Raw genomic sequence first — 17,230 nt, 5'->3', positions numbered from 1 at the left:
GAGGCACCTGAAATGACCAGCACCACCCAGCAGCTCTCCGCACTCGGCGTCAGCATCTGGCTCGACGACCTTTCCCGCGAACGCATCGTCTCGGGGAGCCTGCAGAAGCTCATCGACGAACGCGATGTCGTGGGAGTCACCACCAACCCGACGATCTTCGCCGGCGCCCTCGCCAAGGGTCAGGCATACGACGAGCAGGTCTCCGCCCTGGCGGAAGCCGGAACGTCGGCCGCGGACGCGGTCTTCGAGATCACGACGGATGACGTCGCCGCGGCCTCGGAGATCTTCGCGCCGGTCTACGCCCGGTCGGGCGGGGTCGACGGCCGCGTCTCGATCGAGGTCGAGCCGGGTCTCGCCCACGACGCCGCGGGCACCATCACCCAGGCCCAGCAGCTCTGGGCGAAGGTCGCCAAGCCGAACGCCATGATCAAGATCCCCGCGACCGTGGAGGGCCTCGAGGCCATCACCGCGACGATCGCGGCCGGCATCAGCGTCAACGTGACGCTCATCTTCAGCCTCGAGCGGCACCGCGCCGTCATCCACGCCTACCTCGACGGCCTCGAGAAGGCGAAGGCCGCAGGCCACGACATCTCGGCGATCCACTCCGTCGCGTCGTTCTTCGTCTCGCGCGTCGACACCGAGATCGACAAGCGCCTCGAAGCGATCGGAACCCCCGAGGCCCTCGCGCTCAAGAGCAAGGCCGGCATCGCGAACGCGCAGCTCGCCTACCAGCTGTTCGAGCGTGAGTTCGCGACCGACCAGGCGAAGGCGCTCCTCGCGGCGGGCGCCAACCCGCAGCGGCCGCTGTGGGCCTCGACCGGAGTCAAGGACCCGGCGCTGCCCGACACGCTCTACGTCACCGAGCTCGCCGTCGCGGGCGTCGTCAACACGATGCCGGAGAAGACCCTCGAGGCGACGTTCGACCACGCTCCGCTCCACGGCGACGCCGTGACCGGCTCCTACGCCGACGCGCAGAAGGTGCTCGACGACCTCGCCGCCGTGGGCGTCGACTACGACGACGTGACCGCGCTGCTCGAAAAGGAAGGCGTCGAGAAGTTCATCGTCTCCTGGAACGAACTGCTCGACACCGTCACAGCGGCCCTCGAGGCCGCGCGTCCGGAAGCAACACAGTGACCGTCACGATCGCGGCGACCGGCGCCGCGGCGGAGGCGATCGAGCGGGTCGTGCCGCAGCTCGTGTCCGACGGCGTCGCCGGCGCGATCACCGCCCAGGATCCGACGTTGTGGGGCGCGGCCGCCGAAGCCGAAGCCGCCATCCGCCTCGGCTGGACCGAAGCCGTGGCCGTCTCGCGCGGGCTGGTCGACGACATCGCCGCCCTGCGCGAGGATCTGGCCGCCAAGGGCGTCCACCATGTGGTGCTGTGCGGCATGGGCGGTTCGTCGCTCGCGCCTGAGGTCATCACGAAGACCTACGGAGTCGAGCTCGTCGTGCTCGACTCCACCGATCCGGAGCAGGTGCAGGGCGCCCTCGCCGGACCGCTGGCGTCGACGGTGGTCGTCGTCTCCTCGAAGTCCGGCTCGACCGTCGAGACCGACAGCCAGAAGCGGGCGTTCGCCGCCGCGTTCGAGGCCGCCGGCATCGACCCGCTCGAGCGCATCGTCATCGTCACCGACCCCGGCTCGCCCCTCGACCAGGCTGCGCGAGCCGACGGCTACCGGGTGTTCAACGCCGACCCGAACGTGGGCGGTCGCTATTCCGCGCTCACCGCCTTCGGCCTCGTGCCGTGCGGCCTCGCCGGTGTCGACCTCGGTCAGCTGCTCGACGAGGCCGACGCGGTCAGCTACTCGCTCGCGCTCGACAACGAAGACAACCCGGGTCTCGTGCTCGGCGCCGTGTTGGCGGGCACCCGCCCGCTCAAGGACAAGATCGGGATCGTCGCCGACGGCACGCACATCGTCGGGTTNCGGTCAGCTACTCGCTCGCGCTCGACAACGAAGACAACCCGGGTCTCGTGCTCGGCGCCGTGTTGGCGGGCACCCGCCCGCTCAAGGACAAGATCGGGATCGTCGCCGACGGCACGCACATCGTCGGGGGCGGCGACTGGGCCGAGCAGCTGATCGCCGAATCCACCGGTAAAGAGGGCAAGGGCCTGCTGCCCATCGTCCTCGAAACGGACGCGCCGGAGCTCACCCTCGGTCTGCCCGACCTGCAGGTGATCCGACTGGTGAAGGACGCCCGGGCCACCCACGAGGTGACCGCGGGCGAGGTGGAGATCGCGGGCAGCCTCGGCGCCCAGTTGCTCACCTGGGAGTACGCGACGGTCGTCGCGGGACGCCTGCTCGGCATCAACCCGTTCGACCAGCCCGATGTGGAGTCGGCGAAGATCGCGGCCCGAGCGCTGATCGACGACCTCGCCCCTTCCGCTCCCCCGGCCTTCACCGACGGCACCGTCGGAGTCCGCGCCGCGGGTCTGGTGCTGCCCGCCGAGAAGACGGTGGATGCGGCCCTCGATGCGCTGCTCGCGACCGTCCCGGCCGACGGCTACCTCTCGGTTCAGGTCTACCTCGATCGCATCGCCTACCCGGAACTCGAAGAGCTGCGGGCCTCACTCGCCGCGCGCATCGGTCGCCCGGTGACGTTCGGCTGGGGACCCAGGTTCCTGCACTCGACCGGTCAGTTCCACAAGGGCGGCCCCGCCTACGGCAGCTTCCTGCAGATCATCGGCGCGGGCGCGGACGACGTCGCGATCCCCGACCGACCGTTCACCTTCGGGCAGTTGATCACCGCCCAAGCGGCTGGTGACGCGAGCGTGCTCGCCGATCACGGCCGGCCCGTTCTGACGCTCATCCTCGGCGACATCCGAGGCGATGGAGAGAGGCTGCGGGAGCTCAGCGGCCGATGAGCGTGCAGATCTCTGCGGGCTCGAACCCGCTGCGCGTCGCCTCCGACCGGAGGCTCAACCGCATCGCCGGACCGAGCGCGCTCGTCATCTTCGGGGTGACCGGCGACCTGTCGCGCAAGAAGCTCATGCCTGCCGTGTACGACCTGGCGAACCGTGGGCTCCTGCCCCCGGGTTTCGGCCTGGTCGGCTTCGCCCGCCGCGAGTGGACCGACGAGGACTTCGAACAGGTGGTGCTCGAGGCGGTCAAGCAATACGCGCGCACCCCGTTCGACGAAGCCGTCTGGCAGCAACTGCGCCAGGGCATCCGGTTCGTCATTGGCGAGTTCGACGACAATGACGCCTTCGACCGCCTGACCGAGACGCTCGCGGCCCTCGACGCCGAACGCGGCACGATGGGCAACCACGCGTTCTACCTGTCGATTCCGCCGAAGTCCTTCCCGGTCGTCACGGAACAGCTGCGGCGTTCCGGCCTCGCGGAACAGAAGAACGGCGCCTGGCGACGGGTGGTCATCGAGAAGCCGTTCGGCTCCGACCTGACCACTGCACGCGAGCTCAACGACGTCGTCGAGAGCGTCTTCCCGCCGGACAGCGTGTTCCGCATCGACCACTATCTCGGCAAAGAGACGGTGCAGAACATCCTGGCGCTGCGGTTCGCCAACCAGCTCTACGAGCCGATCTGGAACGAGCGCTACGTCGACCACGTGCAGATCACGATGGCCGAAGACATCGGCGTCGGCGGCCGGGCCGGGTATTACGACGGCATCGGCGCCGCGCGCGACGTCATCCAGAACCACCTCCTGCAGCTGTTCGCCCTCACCGCGATGGAGGAACCCGTCTCGTTCGACGCCGGTGACCTCCGCGCCGAGAAGGAGAAGGTGCTGTCGGCCGTGCACCTGCCGAAGGATCTCTCGCTGGTCTCCGCCCGCGGACAGTACGCCGGCGGATGGCAGGGCGGCGAGCGGGTGCGCGGCTTCCTGGAAGAGGACGGGATGAGCCCGACCTCGACCACCGAGACCTACGCGGCGCTGCGACTCGACGTGAACACGCGACGGTGGTCGGGCGTTCCGTTCTACCTTCGCGCGGGCAAACGCCTGGGACGCCGGGTCACCGAGATCGCCGTCGTCTTCAAGCGCGCCCCGCAGTACCTGTTCGCCGAAAGCCAGACGTCGGCGCTCGGCCAGAACGCGCTCGTGATCCGGGTGCAGCCCGATGAGGGGGTCACGATCCGATTCGGGTCGAAGGTACCCGGTGCCGGAATGCAGGTGCGCGACGTGACGATGGACTTCGGCTACGGCCACGCCTTCACCGAGGCGAGCCCCGAAGCCTACGAGCGGCTTATCCTCGACGTGCTGCTCGGCGACCCGCCGCTCTTCCCCCGGCACGAAGAGGTCGAACTGTCCTGGAAGATCCTCGACCCGATCGAGGAGTACTGGGAGAGCATCGGCGGACCGCTCGAGCAGTATCGGCCCGGAACCTGGGGCCCGCCCTCCGCGGACGAGCTGCTCGCCCGCAACGGACACGTCTGGAGGCGGCCGTGATCGTCGATCTGCCCGACACGACGGTCAGCGCCGTTTCCAAGGCGCTCGTCAAGGTGCGCGAGGAGGGTGGGGCCGTCGCGCTCGGACGCGTGCTCACGCTGGTGATCTCCAGCGCCGGACGCACCGACGAAGCCGCGATCGAGGCGGCGAACGACGCCTCCCGTGAGCATCCGATGCGCGTGATCGTGCTCAGCACGACGCCCGACGCCGAGACCCGGCTGGATGCCGAGATCCGGGTGGGTGGCGACGCCGGCGCCAGCGAGGTCGTCGTGCTGCACGCCAGCGGCGAGACGACTTCCGACCCGGAGAGCCTCGTGACGGGCCTGCTGCTCCCCGACGCACCCGTCGTCGTCTGGTGGCCGGGCGAGGCGCCACCCGATCCCCACGCGTCGCCGCTCGGCCGCATCGGAACCCGTCGCATCACCGATGCCGCGGCTGCCGCCGATCCGGTCGAGGCGCTCGTGCGACTCGGAACGCACTACACGCCCGGCGACACCGACTTCGCGTGGACCCGCCTGACCCTGTGGCGCGCCCAGCTGGCGGCAGTGCTGGATCAGCCGCCGTACGAACCGGTGACGGGAGTCTCGGTCATCGGCTCATCCGACTCGCCGTCGACGGAGTTGCTCGCGCAGTGGCTGGGCCTCCAGCTGCAGGTCGAGGTCGACCTCGTCATCAAGCAGCCCGGCGACGGACCCAGCGGCATCCACAGCGTGCGGCTCGACCGCGCGTCGGGGTCGGTCGTCCTCTCGCGCGACGAAGGCGGGGTGGCGACGCTCACGCAGCCGAACCAGCCGACGCACGATATCGCCCTCCCCCGTCGGAGCCTGCGGGACTGCCTCGCCGAGGAGTTGCGTAGGCTCGATCCTGACGAGCTCTTCGGCGACGTCGTGCGACAGGAAGGTTCCCCTCGATGACGAGCGAACGACGCGTGCTGGTTCATCCGGATGCCGCAAGCCTGGAGGCCAGCGTCGCGGCGCGGTTTCTCACCAAGGTGATCGACCTCCTCGACGAGCATCCGACGATCGACGTCTGCCTGACCGGTGGTTCGACTGGGATCGCCGTCCTCGCGGCCGTCGCGCAGAACCCGGCCCGCGAGGGGATCGACTGGTCACGCGTGAGGTTCTGGTGGGGCGACGAGCGTTACCTCCCGAACGGCGATGCCGACCGCAACGAGACGCAGGCCCGCAACGCCCTGCTCGACCACCTCGCGCTTCCGCCGGAGAACGTGCATCCGTTCCCGGCGCCCGGCGATCACCCGACCATCGAGGCCGCGGCCGAGGCCTACGCGACCGAACTCGGCGACACGACCTTCGACATCACCTTCCTCGGGGTCGGACCGGACGGGCACGTCGCCTCGCTCTTCCCCGACCACGCGACGGTGCTGGAGACGACGAAGAAGGTCGTCGCCGAGACGAACTCGCCCAAACCCCCGCCGGAGCGGCTGTCGCTCACCCTCCCGGTGATCAACTCCTCGGAGCGCATTTGGGTGGTTCTCGCCGGCGCCGACAAGGCCGGGGCGCTCGGGCTGGCCCTCGCCGACGCCAACGTCGCATCCGTTCCGGTTGCCGGCGTGCGCGGACGCAAGCGCACCGTCTTCTTCGTCGATCAGGATGCCGCGGCCGAAGTGCCCGAAGGGCTCATCGACCGCGATCGGTACTGGACCGCCAGCGACGAAGGCTAGGCCGTTCCGCCTCCGCGACGCGAGCGCAGCTGATCGAGCGCCTCGTCGAGCAGCTGGGCCGCTTCGGCGTCGCTGCGGCGCTCCTTCACGTACGCGAGATGAGTCTTGTACGGCTCGGTCTTGGCGAGCTGCGGGGGGTTGTCCTTGTCGCGACCGGCCGGCAGTCCCGTCTGCGGGCTGTCGATGACGTCGGGGATCTCCTCGTCGGGAAGGTTCGCGGCGAAGTGGCGCACGATCTCGTTGCCCGCCGCATCCCAGTAGGAGACCGAGATGCGATCGGCGTGATACCCGCGGTCCTGTTCGCCCATAGGACCGGAACCGACTCGCGAGCCACGGATCGCGCTACCACCAGATGCCACGACTACTCCTAGCCAGAGAACTTGACGATGAGCCCCAGCACGACGATGCTCGCGACCCAGAGCAGGGCGAGGATCACGGTGATGCGGTTGAGGTTGCGTTCGGCCACGCCGGACGCGCCGAGGTTCGAGGAGGTGCCGCCGCCGAACATGTCGGAGAGACCACCGCCGCGACCGCGGTGCAAGAGGATGAGCAGGGTCAACAGGAGGCTCGTGATTCCGAGCAGCACCTGGACGATGGTCTGAAGGATGAACATAACCGGCCTATCCTACGATGCTTCTCAGGTTCCGACGTGCTTCTGGAAGCGCACGATGCTGGCGAATTCCTCGAGGAGCAGGCTGGCGCCGCCGACGAGGGCGCCGTCCACATCCGCCTCGCGCATGAAGCCGGCGATGTTCGAGGCCTTCACGCTGCCGCCGTAGAGAATGCGCGTCGCCTCGGCGACGTCGTCGCCGAGCACCTCCGCGACCACCCCGCGCAAGGCGGCACAGACCTGCTGAGCCTGCTCACTGGTGGCCGCCAGGCCGGAGCCGATCGCCCAGACGGGTTCGTAGGCGACGACGATATCGGAGCCCGTGGCCGCACCCTCCAAAGCGACGCGCAACTGCGCCACCGGAACCGCGCTCGGCCCGTGCTGCTCGAGATCCTCAGCCGTCTCGCCGACGCAGATGATCGGAACGATGCCGTGGCGGTGCGCGGCGGCGACCTTGGCGGCGATGTCGGCATCCGTCTCGCCGTGGTACTGACGTCGCTCGGAATGACCGACGATCACGTACTTCGTGTCGAGCGCCTTGAGGAAGGCCCCCGAGATCTCACCGGTGTAGGCGCCGCTGTCGTGGGCCGACAGGTCCTGACCGCCGAACGCGATCGGCAGGTCGTCGGCGTTCACGAGGGTCTGCACGCTGCGCAGATCGGTGAACGGCGGGAACACCGCGACCTCGGCGGTCGCGAAGTCGTGACGCGCGTCCTTCAGCGTCCACGCCAGCTTCTGCACGAACGCGATCGACTGCAGATGGTCGAGGTTCATCTTCCAGTTGCCCGCGATCAGCGGGACTCTCTGGTTCTGGGAAATCATGTCTGCCATCCGAGGACCTCCAGGCCGGGAAGCGTCTTACCTTCGAGAAACTCCAGGCTCGCTCCGCCGCCCGTCGAGATGTGACCGAAACGATCGTCGGTGAACCCGAGCGCGCGCACCGCGGCCGCGGAGTCGCCGCCGCCGACGACACCGAGGCCGTCGACCTCGGTGAGGGCCTGAGCTACTGCTCGGGTTCCTTCGGCGAATGCCGGGAACTCGAACACGCCCATCGGGCCGTTCCAGAAGACCGTGCTCGACGAGCGGATGTGCGCGGCGAATGCCGCGGCCGTCTCCGGTCCGATGTCGAGCCCGATGCCCTCCGCGCCGAATGGCGTCTCCTCGAGGGCCTCGACCGGCGCGACGACGTGGTCGGCATCCGCTGAGAAGCCCGAGGCCATCACGATGTCGGTCGGCAGCACCAGCTCGACGCCGCGTTCCTTCGCCTCCACGACGTAGCGCTTCACGGTCTCGAACTGGGAATCCTCGAGCAGGCTCTTGCCGATCTTGTGGCCCTGCGCGGCCAGGAAGGTGAACAGCATTCCGCCCCCGATCAGCAGGCGGTCGACCTTCGGCAGCAGGGCGTCGATGACGCCGAGCTTGTCGGAGACCTTCGAGCCGCCGAGCACCACGGTGTAGGGCTTCGCGGGTCGAGCCGTGAGGCGATCGAGCACGTCGAGTTCCGTGGCGATGAGCAGGCCGGCCGCGGATGGCAGTGCCTTCGCCAACTCGTAGACACTCGCCTGCTTGCGGTGCACGACGCCGAAGCCGTCCGAGACGAACACGTCGCCCAGGGCGGCGAGCTCGGCCGCGTACGACTCGCGCTCGGCGGCATCCTTCGACGCCTCCCGCGGGTCGAACCGCAGGTTCTCGAGCAGGGTCACCCCCGCACCGATGGTCTCCGGCGCGAAGGCGACCGGCTCCCCCAGCAGTTCGGCCAAGCGCGCGGCGACCGGCGCCAGGCTGTACTTCGGGTCGGGAGCGCCGTCGGGCCTGCCGAGGTGCGACATGGCGACGACCGACGCGCCGGCGTCGCGCAGCTTCCGGATCGTGGGGACCGATGCGCGCACGCGTCCGTCATCCGTGATCCGACCGCCGTCGAGCGGCACGTTGAGGTCGCAGCGAAGCAGCACGACCTTGCCGGCGAGATCGCCGAGGGTCTCGATGGTGCGAAGAGTCATTGTGTCGATGCGCCGAGCCGGGCGGGCTAGAGACGGTCGGCGACGTACTCGGTGAGGTCGACGAGACGGTTGGAGTAGCCCCACTCGTTGTCGTACCAGCTCGAGAGCTTCACCTGGTCGCCGAGAACGCGCAGCAGACCCGCGTCGAAGATCGACGAGTGCGGGTCGGACACGATGTCGCTCGAGACGATCTCGTCTTCGGTGTACTTGAGAATGCCCTTCATCGGGCCCTCGGCAGCAGCCTGGTAGGCGGCCTTGATCGCGTCGACCGAGACGGCCTTCGAGGCCTGCACGGTGAGGTCGGTGATCGAGCCGGTCGGCACCGGCACGCGCAGGGCGAAGCCGTCGAGCTTGCCGATCAGTTCCGGCAGCACCAGACCGATGGCCTTCGCGGCGCCGGTCGACGTGGGCACGATGTTGATCGCGGCGGCACGGGCACGGCGGAGGTCGCTGTGCGGTCCGTCCTGGAGGTTCTGGTCGGCGGTGTAGGCGTGGATGGTGGTCATCAGCCCGCGCTCGATGCCGAACTCGTCGTTGAACACCTTGGCGAGCGGCGCGAGGCAGTTCGTGGTGCACGACGCGTTCGAGATGATGTGGTGCGCCTCGGGGTCGTAGGTGCCCTCGTTGACGCCCATGACGAAGGTTGCGTCTTCGCCGGTCGCCGGTGCGGAGATGAGCACCTTCTTGGCGCCGCCGCCGTCGATGTGCTTGCGGGCATCCTCGGCCTTGGTGAAGCGGCCGGTCGACTCGATGACGATGTCGACGCCATAGTCCGACCACGGCAGCGCGGCCGGGTCGCGCTCTTCGAAGACGCGGATCGGCTTGCCGTTGACGACGATCTGGTCGCCGTCGTACTCGACCGTTCCGTCGAGCCGCCCGGTGATCGAGTCGTACTTCAGCAGATGCGCGAGCGACTTGTTGTCCGTGAGGTCGTTGACGGCGACGATCTCCAGGTCGCTGCCCTTGGCGAGAGCGGCGCGGAGGTAGTTGCGTCCGATCCGTCCGAAGCCGTTGATACCGATCTTGACCGACACAGATGCTCCTTGAAAGTGGTCGTAGGGGGGTGTGGTGGCGGTGCCCGAGGCGGCCGAGAACATGGCCCGGCCGCCTCGAAAGTCCTCTACGACAGTAGCAGCAGCCCCGCGGCTCCCTTGCGCGCCGCCTCGAACCGCGCACCGGCATCCGCCCAGTTCGCGATGTTCCAGAACGCCTTCACGTAGTCGGCCTTGACGTTGACGTAGTCGAGGTAGAAGGCGTGCTCCCACATGTCGAGCTGCAGGATCGGCGTGACGCCGAGCGGCGTGTTGTTCTGCTGGTCGTACAGCTGGTGGATCAGCAGGCGCGAACCCACCGGATCCCAGGCCAGCACGGCCCAGCCGGAGCCCTGGAGGCTGTTCGCGGCAGCGCTGAAGTGACCGACGAACTTGTCGAACGAGCCGAAGAACTCGTCCACCGCGGCAGCGAGTTCGCCCTCGGGCTTGCCCGCGCCATCCGGCGTGAGGTTCTTCCAGAAGATCGAGTGGTTGATGTGGCCGCCGAGGTGGAAAGCGAGATCCTTCTCGAGCTTCGGCACGTTGCCGTAGTCGCCCGATTCACGCGCCTCGGCGAGCTTCTCCAGGGCGGTGTTGGCACCCGCGACATAGGCCGCGTGGTGTTTGTCGTGATGCAACTCCATGATCCTGGCGCTGATGTGCGGCTCGAGTGCCGCGTAGTCGTACGGGAGGTCCGGAAGCGTGTAGTCAGCCATGAACTCAGCCTACGCCGGGGGCGTGGGCGCCCGCCGCGACTAGTCCAGGTCGGGCAACCCGGCGTCGGTACCCGGCACGCCCAGGTCGGAAGCCTTCTTGTCGGCCATCGCGAGCAGGCGGCGGATGCGGCCGGCGACCGCATCCTTCGTCATCGGCGGGTCGGCGTGGTGACCGAGTTCGTCGAGGCTCGCGTCGCGGTGCCCGAGGCGCAACTCCCCCGCGTACCGCAGGTGGTCGGGCACCTCGTCGCCGAGGATCTCCAAGGCTCGCTCCACCCGGGCGCAGGCGGCGACCGCCGCCTGCGCGGATCGGCGCAGGTTGGCGTCGTCGAAGTTGACCAGGCGGTTGGCGGTCGCCCGCACTTCGCGGCGCTGGCGCAGCTCCTCCCAGGCGGCGACACTCGCCCCGGCCCCCATGAGCCGGAGCATCGTGCTGATCGCCTCGCCGTCGCGCACGACGACCCGGAACGATCCGCGCACTTCTCTGGCCTTCGCGGAGACCTTGAGACGTCCGGCCGCGCCGACGAGCGCCATGGCGGCCTCGTTACCGGGGCACACCACTTCGAGGGCGGCCGAACGGCCGGGGTCGGTCAGTGACCCCGTGGCGAGAAAGGCGCCACGCCAGATCGCGGCGAGCTCTTCGCGGGAGCCGGTCGTCAGCCGGTTCGGCAGCCCGCGCACCGGGCGGTTGCGCGCGTCGATGAGTCCGGTCTGGCGAGCGAGCGTCTCCGCGCCGTCGATGACGCGCACGAGGTAGGTGTTGGTGCGGCGCAGGTTGCTGCCCGAGATCACCGAGACCTCGCTGCGCACCCCGTACAGCTCCGCGAGGTCTTTGCGCACGCGTCGGGCGATCTTGGGCGACTCCAGCTCGGCCTCCACCGCGATGCGGTGCGAGATCGTGTGCAGACCGCTCGAGAACCGCAGGAGGGCCGCGAGTTCGGCGGCACGCACCGCCGTCTTGCCCACGTCGACTCCGGCGAGTTCTTCTTTGACATCGGCGGTCAGTGCCACGCAGTCGTCCTTCGGTCTGTCATCAGGTCGGTCATTCTCGACCGAGGTCGCGGTGCTTGACGCTGACCGCGATGCCCGGGAGCACGCTCAGCCGGGCCTTGAGCTCCTCCGCCATCGCCACGGAGCGGTGCTTGCCGCCGGTGCATCCCAGAGCGATCGTAGCGTGCCGCTTGTTCTCGCGACCGTACCCGTCGAGCACCGGGCGGAGTGCCTCGACGTAGCCGTCGATGAACTCCCGGGCTCCCGGAAGCCCGAGCACGTAGTCGCTGACGCGCGGGTCCATCCCGGTGAGCGGCTTGAGCTCCGGAACCCAGAACGGGTTGGGGAGGAAGCGGCAGTCCGCGACGTGATCGGCGTCCGAGGGGAGGCCGTACTTGTACCCGAAACTGAGAATCGTGACCCGGGTCGTCGGCTCGTCGACGGCGGCGAAGTGCTCGGCGACGAGCATCGCCAGTTGGTGGATGTTCAGTTCGCTCGTGTCGATCACCAGATCGCTCTGCGACCGGAGTTCGGCGACCCGGGCCCGCTCGGCGGAGATGCCGTCGAGCAGCGTGCCGTCACCCTGCAGCGGATGCGGACGGCGCACCGACTCGAACCGTCGCACCAGGGCGGCATCGGTCGCGTCGAGGAAGAGCACGCGGGTGTCGTCGGTTCCGCGCAGCGACTCGAGCTCTTGCTGCACGTCGGCGAAGAGCTTGCCGCCGCGGATGTCGACGATCGCCGCGACCCGCGGGATCGTCTCGCCGGTGTGCCGGGAGAGGTCGACGAGCGGGCGCAGCATCTGCGGAGGAAGGTTGTCGACGACGTACCAGCCGAGGTCTTCCAAAGCGTTGCCGACGGTGGACCGGCCGGCGCCCGACATCCCCGTGACGAGCAGGAGCTCGCGACGTGGTGCGCTCGCCTCGACCCGGGTCTGGTCGCCGGTCACTGCCACGGTCACTGCCCTTCGCTGTCTCCGCTCAGCCTACCGACGATCGCCGCGGCGAGGGACGGCCCGACGCCGCGCACCTCGGCGATCTCGTCGACGGATGCCGCACGCAACCGGGCGACCGACCCGAAGTGCGCCAGCAGAACCTTGACCCGCGCCGGCCCCAGACCGGGAACCTCCGACAGCACCGATCCGATGTCGTTCCTGCGCTTCTGCCGCTGGAAGGTGATCGCGAACCGGTGCGCCTCGTCACGGATGCGCTGGATCAGGAAGAGCGCTTCGCTGTTGCGCGGCAGGATGACGGGGAACGAATCCCCCGGAAGCCAGATCTCCTCGAGCCGCTTGGCGATTCCCGCGACCGGGATGTCGTCGATGCCGAGTTCATCGAGCACGGCGGCCGCGGCGTTGACCTGAGGCTCCCCGCCGTCGACCAGGATCAGCCCCGGCCGATAGGCGAAACGCTTCCGGGGCGCTGGATCGTCGGCGGTGGGCTCCGCCTCGTCTTCGGAGAGCCGCGTCAGCCGTCGACGCAGCACCTGGGAGAGCGACTCGAGGTCGTCGGCGTACTCCCTGATCGCGAACTTGCGGTAGGCGTTCTTGATCGGCAGGCCGTCTTCGAAGACCACCATCGACGCCACGATGTTGGTGCCACCGAGATGGGAGACGTCGTAGCATTCGATGCGCAGCGGCGCCTCATCCAGCCCCAGCGCCTCCTGGATGTCGGTGAGCGCCTGGGTGCGCGCGACGTAATCGCCGGTGCGCCGCATCTTGTAGAGCGCGAGTGCCTGCTTCGCGTTCATCGTCGCGGTCTGCAGGATCGCCGCCTTGTCGCCGCGCTGTGCGGCCCGCAACGCGACGGAGCCCTTGCTTCGTCGATCGCCGAGCCACGCCTCAAGGGCCGCGGCGTCGTCGGGCAGCTTCGGCACGACGATCTCCCGGGGCGGCTCGTCGTTCTCGTACGCGGTCTGCACGACGGCTTCGACCAGTTCGCCCACGGTGACGTCGATCTCGGTGTCGACGACCCAGCTGCGGGTACCGGTGATGCGGCCGCCGCGCACCATGAACTGCTGCACGGCGGCGGCGAGTTCGTCGTGCTCGATGCCGAAGACATCCGTGTCGCTGGCGTCTTCCGACAGCACCACGGCGCTGCGCTCCAGAACGTTCTCGAGGGCCTGCAAACGGTCGCGGATGATCGCGGCGCGCTCGTACTCGAAGGCCGCGGCGGCGGACTTCATCTCGCGCTGCAGCAGCGTCACGACGCCTCGGTCGGGATGCGCCATGAACGCGACGAAGTCGTCGACGATCCGGCGGTGCTCCCCGATCGACACCCGGCCCGAGCACGGGCCTCCGCATCGACCGATCTGGCCCGGGAAGCACGGCCGGCCGGTGGCCATCGCGCGCTTGTAGCTCGAGTCGGAGCAGGTGCGGATGGGGAACGCCCGCACCATCAGGTCGATCGTGTCGCGCACCGCCCAGATCTTCGGGTACGGGCCGAAATAGCGGGCTCCGGGGATGCGGCGGTTACGGGTGACCATCACCCGCGGAGCCTCGTCGGCGAGCGTCACGACCAGGTACGGGTAGGTCTTGTCGTCGCGGAACTTCACGTTGAACGGCGGCGCGTACTCCTTGATCCAGGCGTACTCCAGGTCGAGCGCCTCGCGGTCGCTGCCGACGACCGTCCACTCGACCCCCGCCGCGGTGAGCACCATCGCGCGGGTGCGCTGATGCAGGTTGCGCATCGGCTGGAAGTAGTTGCTGAGCCGCTGGCGCAGGTTGATCGCCTTGCCGACGTAGAGCACCCGGCCGCGGGCATCCCGGAAGCGGTAGACCCCGGGTGAGGTGGGGATCTCCCCTGCCTTCGGACGCCACTCGAGCGCATCCGACCGGGTGGAACCGGCCACCTAGCCCGCCTTGCGCGCCGGCACGTCGCTCGCGTCCTCGAGGCGCAGGATCTCGCGGAGGAAGACCCCCGTGTGGCTCTCCTCGACGGTCGCGAGGTGCTCGGGACTGCCGGTCGCGATGACCTGGCCACCCCCCGAGCCGCCCTCGGGCCCGAGGTCGATGACCCAGTCGGCGCTCTTGATGACGTCGAGGTTGTGCTCGATGACGATGACCGTGTTGCCCTTGTCGGCCAGACCGTTGAGCACCATCAGCAGCTTGCGCACGTCTTCGAAGTGCAGGCCCGTCGTCGGTTCGTCGAGCACGTAGACGCTGCGCCCGTTGGAGCGCTTCTGCAGTTCGGTCGCGAGTTTGACGCGCTGCGCCTCCCCACCCGAGAGCGTCGTCGCCGACTGCCCGAGGCGCACGTAGCCGAGTCCGACCTCCACGAGGGTCTTCAGGTAGCGGTGGATGGCGCTGATCGGCTCGAAGAACTCGGTCGCCTCACTGATCGGCATGTCGAGCACTTCGGCGATGTTCTTGCCCTTGTAGTGCACCTGCAGGGTGTCGCGGTTGTAGCGCGCTCCCCCGCAGGTCTCGCACGCGACGTAGACGTCGGGCAGGAAGTTCATCTCGATCTTGATCGTGCCGTCGCCCGAGCAGGTCTCGCAGCGGCCACCCTTGACGTTGAACGAGAAGCGGCCGGGCTGGTAGCCCCGGGCCTTGGCTTCCATCGTCTCGGAGAAGAGGGTGCGGATGCGGTCGAAGACCCCGGTATAGGTCGCCGGGTTGGAGCGCGGGGTGCGCCCGATCGGCGCCTGGTCGACATGCACGACCTTGTCGAGGTGCTCCAGGCCGGTGACGCGCCGGTGCTTGCCGGGCACCTGACGGGCGCCGTTGAGTTCGTTGGCGAGCACCTTGTAGAGGATGTCGTTGACGAGACTCGACTTGCCCGAGCCGCTCACGCCGGTGACGGCGACGAACGCGCCGATCGGGAAGCTCACCGTGACGTCCTGGAGGTTGTTGGCCTTCGCGCCTTCGACGATGATCTGGCGGTTCTTGTCGATCGGGCGACGGCGGGCGGGCATCTCGATCGAACGGCGTCCGGCGAGGTAGTCGCCGGTCACGGATCGCGGGTTGCCCAGCAGCGAGGCGTAGTCGCCCGAGTGCACGACCTCTCCGCCGTGCTCGCCGGCCCCCGGTCCGATGTCGACGAGCCAGTCGGCGGTGCGGATGGTGTCTTCGTCGTGCTCCACGACGATGAGCGTGTTGCCGAGGTTCTTGAGCTTCACCAGGGTGTCGATGAGTCGCCGGTTGTCGCGCTGGTGCAGGCCGATGCTCGGTTCGTCGAGCACGTAGAGCACTCCGGTGAGTCCCGATCCGATCTGCGTCGCCAGGCGGATGCGCTGCGCCTCGCCGCCGGAGAGCGTCGCCGCCGCGCGCGCCATCGTGAGGTAGCCCAGGCCGACCTCGAGCAAGAACTCCAACCGAAGGCGGATCTCGCGCAGCACTTGGGCGGCGATCTGCGCCTGCCGCTCGGTGAGGTCGAGTCGGTCCATGAACTGGTGGGCAGCGGCAAGGCTGAGGTTCGCGACCGCTGAGATGGATTCGCCGTCGACCAGCACGGCGAGTACTTCGGGCTTGAGCCGCTGACCGTCGCACACCGGACACGGGATCTCGCGCAGGTACTCGCCGTAGCGCTGCTTCGACCATTCGCCTTCGGCCTCATGGAACTTGCGCTCGATGTAGGGCATGACGCCCTCGAAGCCCGTCGAGTACTTCACGGTGCGGCCGTAGCGGTTGCGCCACGACACGACCACCTCGAAGTCGTTGCCGCGCAGGATCGCCTGCTGGGCCTCTTCGGAGAGGTTCTGCCACGGGGTGTCGAGGTCGAAGCCCAGGTCTTTGCCGAGGCCCTGCAGCAGGCGGGAGAAGTAGGAGTACATCCCCTTGCCGGCCTGGTTCCACGGCAGCACGACGCCCTCGTTGAGGGTGAGGCTCGGGTCGCCGATGAGCAGGTCGGTGTCGACCGCCATCTTGATGCCCAGGCCCGAGCACTCCGGGCACGCGCCGAACGGGGCGTTGAACGAGAAGGTGCGCGGCTCGATCTCGGTGAGCTGGATGGGGTGGTTGTTCGGGCAGGACAGCTTCTCGCTGAACGTGCGCACACCCGCCGCCCCGTCGACATCCACGAAGTCGATCGTGACGACCCCGCCGGCGAGCCCGAGTGCCGTCTCGACCGAGTCGGTCAGCCGGGTCAGCAGATCGTCGGACGCGACGAGACGGTCGACGACGACCGAGATGTCGTGCTTGTACGACTTCTTGAGTACGGGCGGCTCGGAGAGCTGCACCGTCTCACCGTCGACGACGGCGCGCGAGTAGCCGCCCGCCTGCAGTTCGGCGAAGAGGTCGACGAACTCGCCCTTCTTCTGCGACACGATCGGCGCGAGCACCTGGTAGCGGGTGCCGGTCTCGAGCTCCATGAGCTGGTCGGCGATCTGCTGCACCGTCTGACGCTGGATCTTCTCACCGCACTCCGGGCAGTGCGGCTCGCCGATGCGTGCCCAGAGCAGACGCATGTAGTCGTAGATCTCGGTGATCGTTCCGACCGTCGAGCGCGGGTTGCGGTTCGTCGACTTCTGGTCGATGCTCACCGCGGGCGACAGCCCCTCGATGAAGTCGACGTCGGGCCGGTCGACCTGGCCGAGGAACTGCCGGGCGTAGGCGGAGAGCGACTCGACGTACCGACGCTGGCCCTCGGCGAAGATCGTGTCGAACGCGAGGCTCGACTTGCCGGAGCCCGAAAGCCCGGTGAAGACGACGAGAGAATCCCGCGGGATCTCCAGATCGACGTTCTTGAGGTTGTGAACGCGCGCTCCGCGGACGCTCAGCTTGTGGGCACCCGGGACTGACGCAATCGACACCCCGCAAGTGTACGGAGGGTCACTGACATCCGCCGGGGTGCGCCCGATTC

The 17,230-nt window shown here is 68.6% G+C and carries 14 protein-coding genes and 1 pseudogene; 5 read left to right on the top strand and 10 right to left on the bottom strand.

The genetic code is table 11. The features are described from left to right. The first annotated feature begins 12 nt into the window (after positions 1 to 12). From tal to pgl, 5 genes and pseudogenes are all read left to right on the top strand, one after another. Entirely contained in the window at positions 13 to 1,134 is a 1,122-nt protein-coding gene (tal, locus tag IE173_RS03960; protein ID WP_191282027.1) for a transaldolase, read from the top strand. Continuing rightward, positions 1,131 to 2,863, top strand: a pseudogene (locus tag IE173_RS15445) (glucose-6-phosphate isomerase). The gene tal and the pseudogene IE173_RS15445 overlap by 4 nt, the downstream one beginning before the upstream one ends. Then, complete coding sequence (gene zwf, locus IE173_RS03945) at positions 2,860 to 4,401, top strand: glucose-6-phosphate dehydrogenase (RefSeq protein ID WP_191282024.1); 1,542 nt, start codon at positions 2,860 to 2,862, stop codon at positions 4,399 to 4,401. The pseudogene IE173_RS15445 and the gene zwf overlap by 4 nt, the downstream one beginning before the upstream one ends. Continuing rightward, complete coding sequence (locus tag IE173_RS03940; protein ID WP_191282023.1) at positions 4,398 to 5,315, top strand: glucose-6-phosphate dehydrogenase assembly protein OpcA; 918 nt, start codon at positions 4,398 to 4,400, stop codon at positions 5,313 to 5,315. Before zwf ends, IE173_RS03940 begins: the two co-directional genes overlap by 4 nt. After that, a complete protein-coding gene (gene pgl, locus IE173_RS03935; RefSeq protein ID WP_191282022.1) occupies positions 5,312 to 6,082 on the top strand; it encodes a 6-phosphogluconolactonase in 771 nt (256 codons plus the stop codon). The genes IE173_RS03940 and pgl overlap by 4 nt, the downstream gene beginning before the upstream one ends. Here pgl and IE173_RS03930 read toward each other — a convergent pair. From IE173_RS03930 to uvrA, 10 genes are all read right to left on the bottom strand, one after another. Then, positions 6,079 to 6,441, bottom strand: coding sequence for an RNA polymerase-binding protein RbpA (locus IE173_RS03930; RefSeq protein ID WP_191282021.1), 363 nt, complete (start codon positions 6,439 to 6,441; stop codon positions 6,079 to 6,081). The two genes, pgl and IE173_RS03930, sit on opposite strands and share 4 nt — an antisense overlap. An 8-nt stretch (positions 6,442 to 6,449) precedes the next feature. Then, positions 6,450 to 6,695 (bottom strand): preprotein translocase subunit SecG, encoded by a 246-nt coding sequence (secG, locus tag IE173_RS03925; RefSeq protein WP_191282020.1) that lies wholly within the window; start codon positions 6,693 to 6,695, stop codon positions 6,450 to 6,452. Between the two features lie 24 nt (positions 6,696 to 6,719). Beyond that, complete coding sequence (tpiA, locus tag IE173_RS03920; RefSeq protein WP_191282019.1) at positions 6,720 to 7,514, bottom strand: triose-phosphate isomerase; 795 nt, start codon at positions 7,512 to 7,514, stop codon at positions 6,720 to 6,722. After that, positions 7,511 to 8,692 carry a phosphoglycerate kinase gene (locus tag IE173_RS03915; protein WP_191282018.1) on the bottom strand — a complete coding sequence of 394 codons (1,182 nt, stop codon included), beginning with the start codon at positions 8,690 to 8,692 and terminating at the stop codon, positions 7,511 to 7,513. Before IE173_RS03915 ends, tpiA begins: the two co-directional genes overlap by 4 nt. Positions 8,693 to 8,718: 26 nt before the next feature. Next, positions 8,719 to 9,726 carry a type I glyceraldehyde-3-phosphate dehydrogenase gene (gene gap / locus IE173_RS03910; RefSeq protein WP_191282017.1) on the bottom strand — a complete coding sequence of 336 codons (1,008 nt, stop codon included), beginning with the start codon at positions 9,724 to 9,726 and terminating at the stop codon, positions 8,719 to 8,721. Between the two features lie 86 nt (positions 9,727 to 9,812). Further along, the gene (locus tag IE173_RS03905) at positions 9,813 to 10,439 is read right to left on the bottom strand and encodes a superoxide dismutase (protein WP_191282016.1); all 627 of its coding nucleotides are present in this window, start codon (positions 10,437 to 10,439) and stop codon (positions 9,813 to 9,815) included. 39 nt (positions 10,440 to 10,478) lie between these two features. Next, positions 10,479 to 11,450 carry a DNA-binding protein WhiA gene (whiA, locus tag IE173_RS03900; protein WP_191282015.1) on the bottom strand — a complete coding sequence of 324 codons (972 nt, stop codon included), beginning with the start codon at positions 11,448 to 11,450 and terminating at the stop codon, positions 10,479 to 10,481. Between the two features lie 31 nt (positions 11,451 to 11,481). Beyond that, complete coding sequence (gene rapZ, locus IE173_RS03895) at positions 11,482 to 12,390, bottom strand: RNase adapter RapZ (protein WP_373298444.1); 909 nt, start codon at positions 12,388 to 12,390, stop codon at positions 11,482 to 11,484. Then, positions 12,387 to 14,279 (bottom strand): excinuclease ABC subunit UvrC, encoded by a 1,893-nt coding sequence (gene uvrC / locus IE173_RS03890; RefSeq protein WP_191282014.1) that lies wholly within the window; start codon positions 14,277 to 14,279, stop codon positions 12,387 to 12,389. The genes rapZ and uvrC overlap by 4 nt, the downstream gene beginning before the upstream one ends. Then, positions 14,280 to 17,180, bottom strand: coding sequence for an excinuclease ABC subunit UvrA (gene uvrA / locus IE173_RS03885; protein WP_191282013.1), 2,901 nt, complete (start codon positions 17,178 to 17,180; stop codon positions 14,280 to 14,282). Positions 17,181 to 17,230: the final 50 nt, after the last annotated feature.

The sequence above is a fragment of the Pseudolysinimonas yzui genome, assembly GCF_014653215.1.
Classification (GTDB): domain Bacteria; phylum Actinomycetota; class Actinomycetes; order Actinomycetales; family Microbacteriaceae; genus Pseudolysinimonas_A; species Pseudolysinimonas_A yzui.
This window is presented reverse-complemented; position numbering and strand designations above follow the sequence as displayed.

Coding starts and splice junctions, on each gene's coding strand:
- tpiA (WP_191282019.1), bottom strand. CDS start 7,514: ATGATTTCCCAGAACCAGAGAGTCCCGCTGATCGCGGGCAACTGGAAG.
- tal (WP_191282027.1), top strand. CDS start 13: ATGACCAGCACCACCCAGCAGCTCTCCGCACTCGGCGTCAGCATCTGG.
- pgl (WP_191282022.1), top strand. CDS start 5,312: ATGACGAGCGAACGACGCGTGCTGGTTCATCCGGATGCCGCAAGCCTG.
- secG (WP_191282020.1), bottom strand. CDS start 6,695: ATGTTCATCCTTCAGACCATCGTCCAGGTGCTGCTCGGAATCACGAGC.
- zwf (WP_191282024.1), top strand. CDS start 2,860: ATGAGCGTGCAGATCTCTGCGGGCTCGAACCCGCTGCGCGTCGCCTCC.
- IE173_RS03915 (WP_191282018.1), bottom strand. CDS start 8,692: ATGACTCTTCGCACCATCGAGACCCTCGGCGATCTCGCCGGCAAGGTC.
- IE173_RS03905 (WP_191282016.1), bottom strand. CDS start 10,439: ATGGCTGACTACACGCTTCCGGACCTCCCGTACGACTACGCGGCACTC.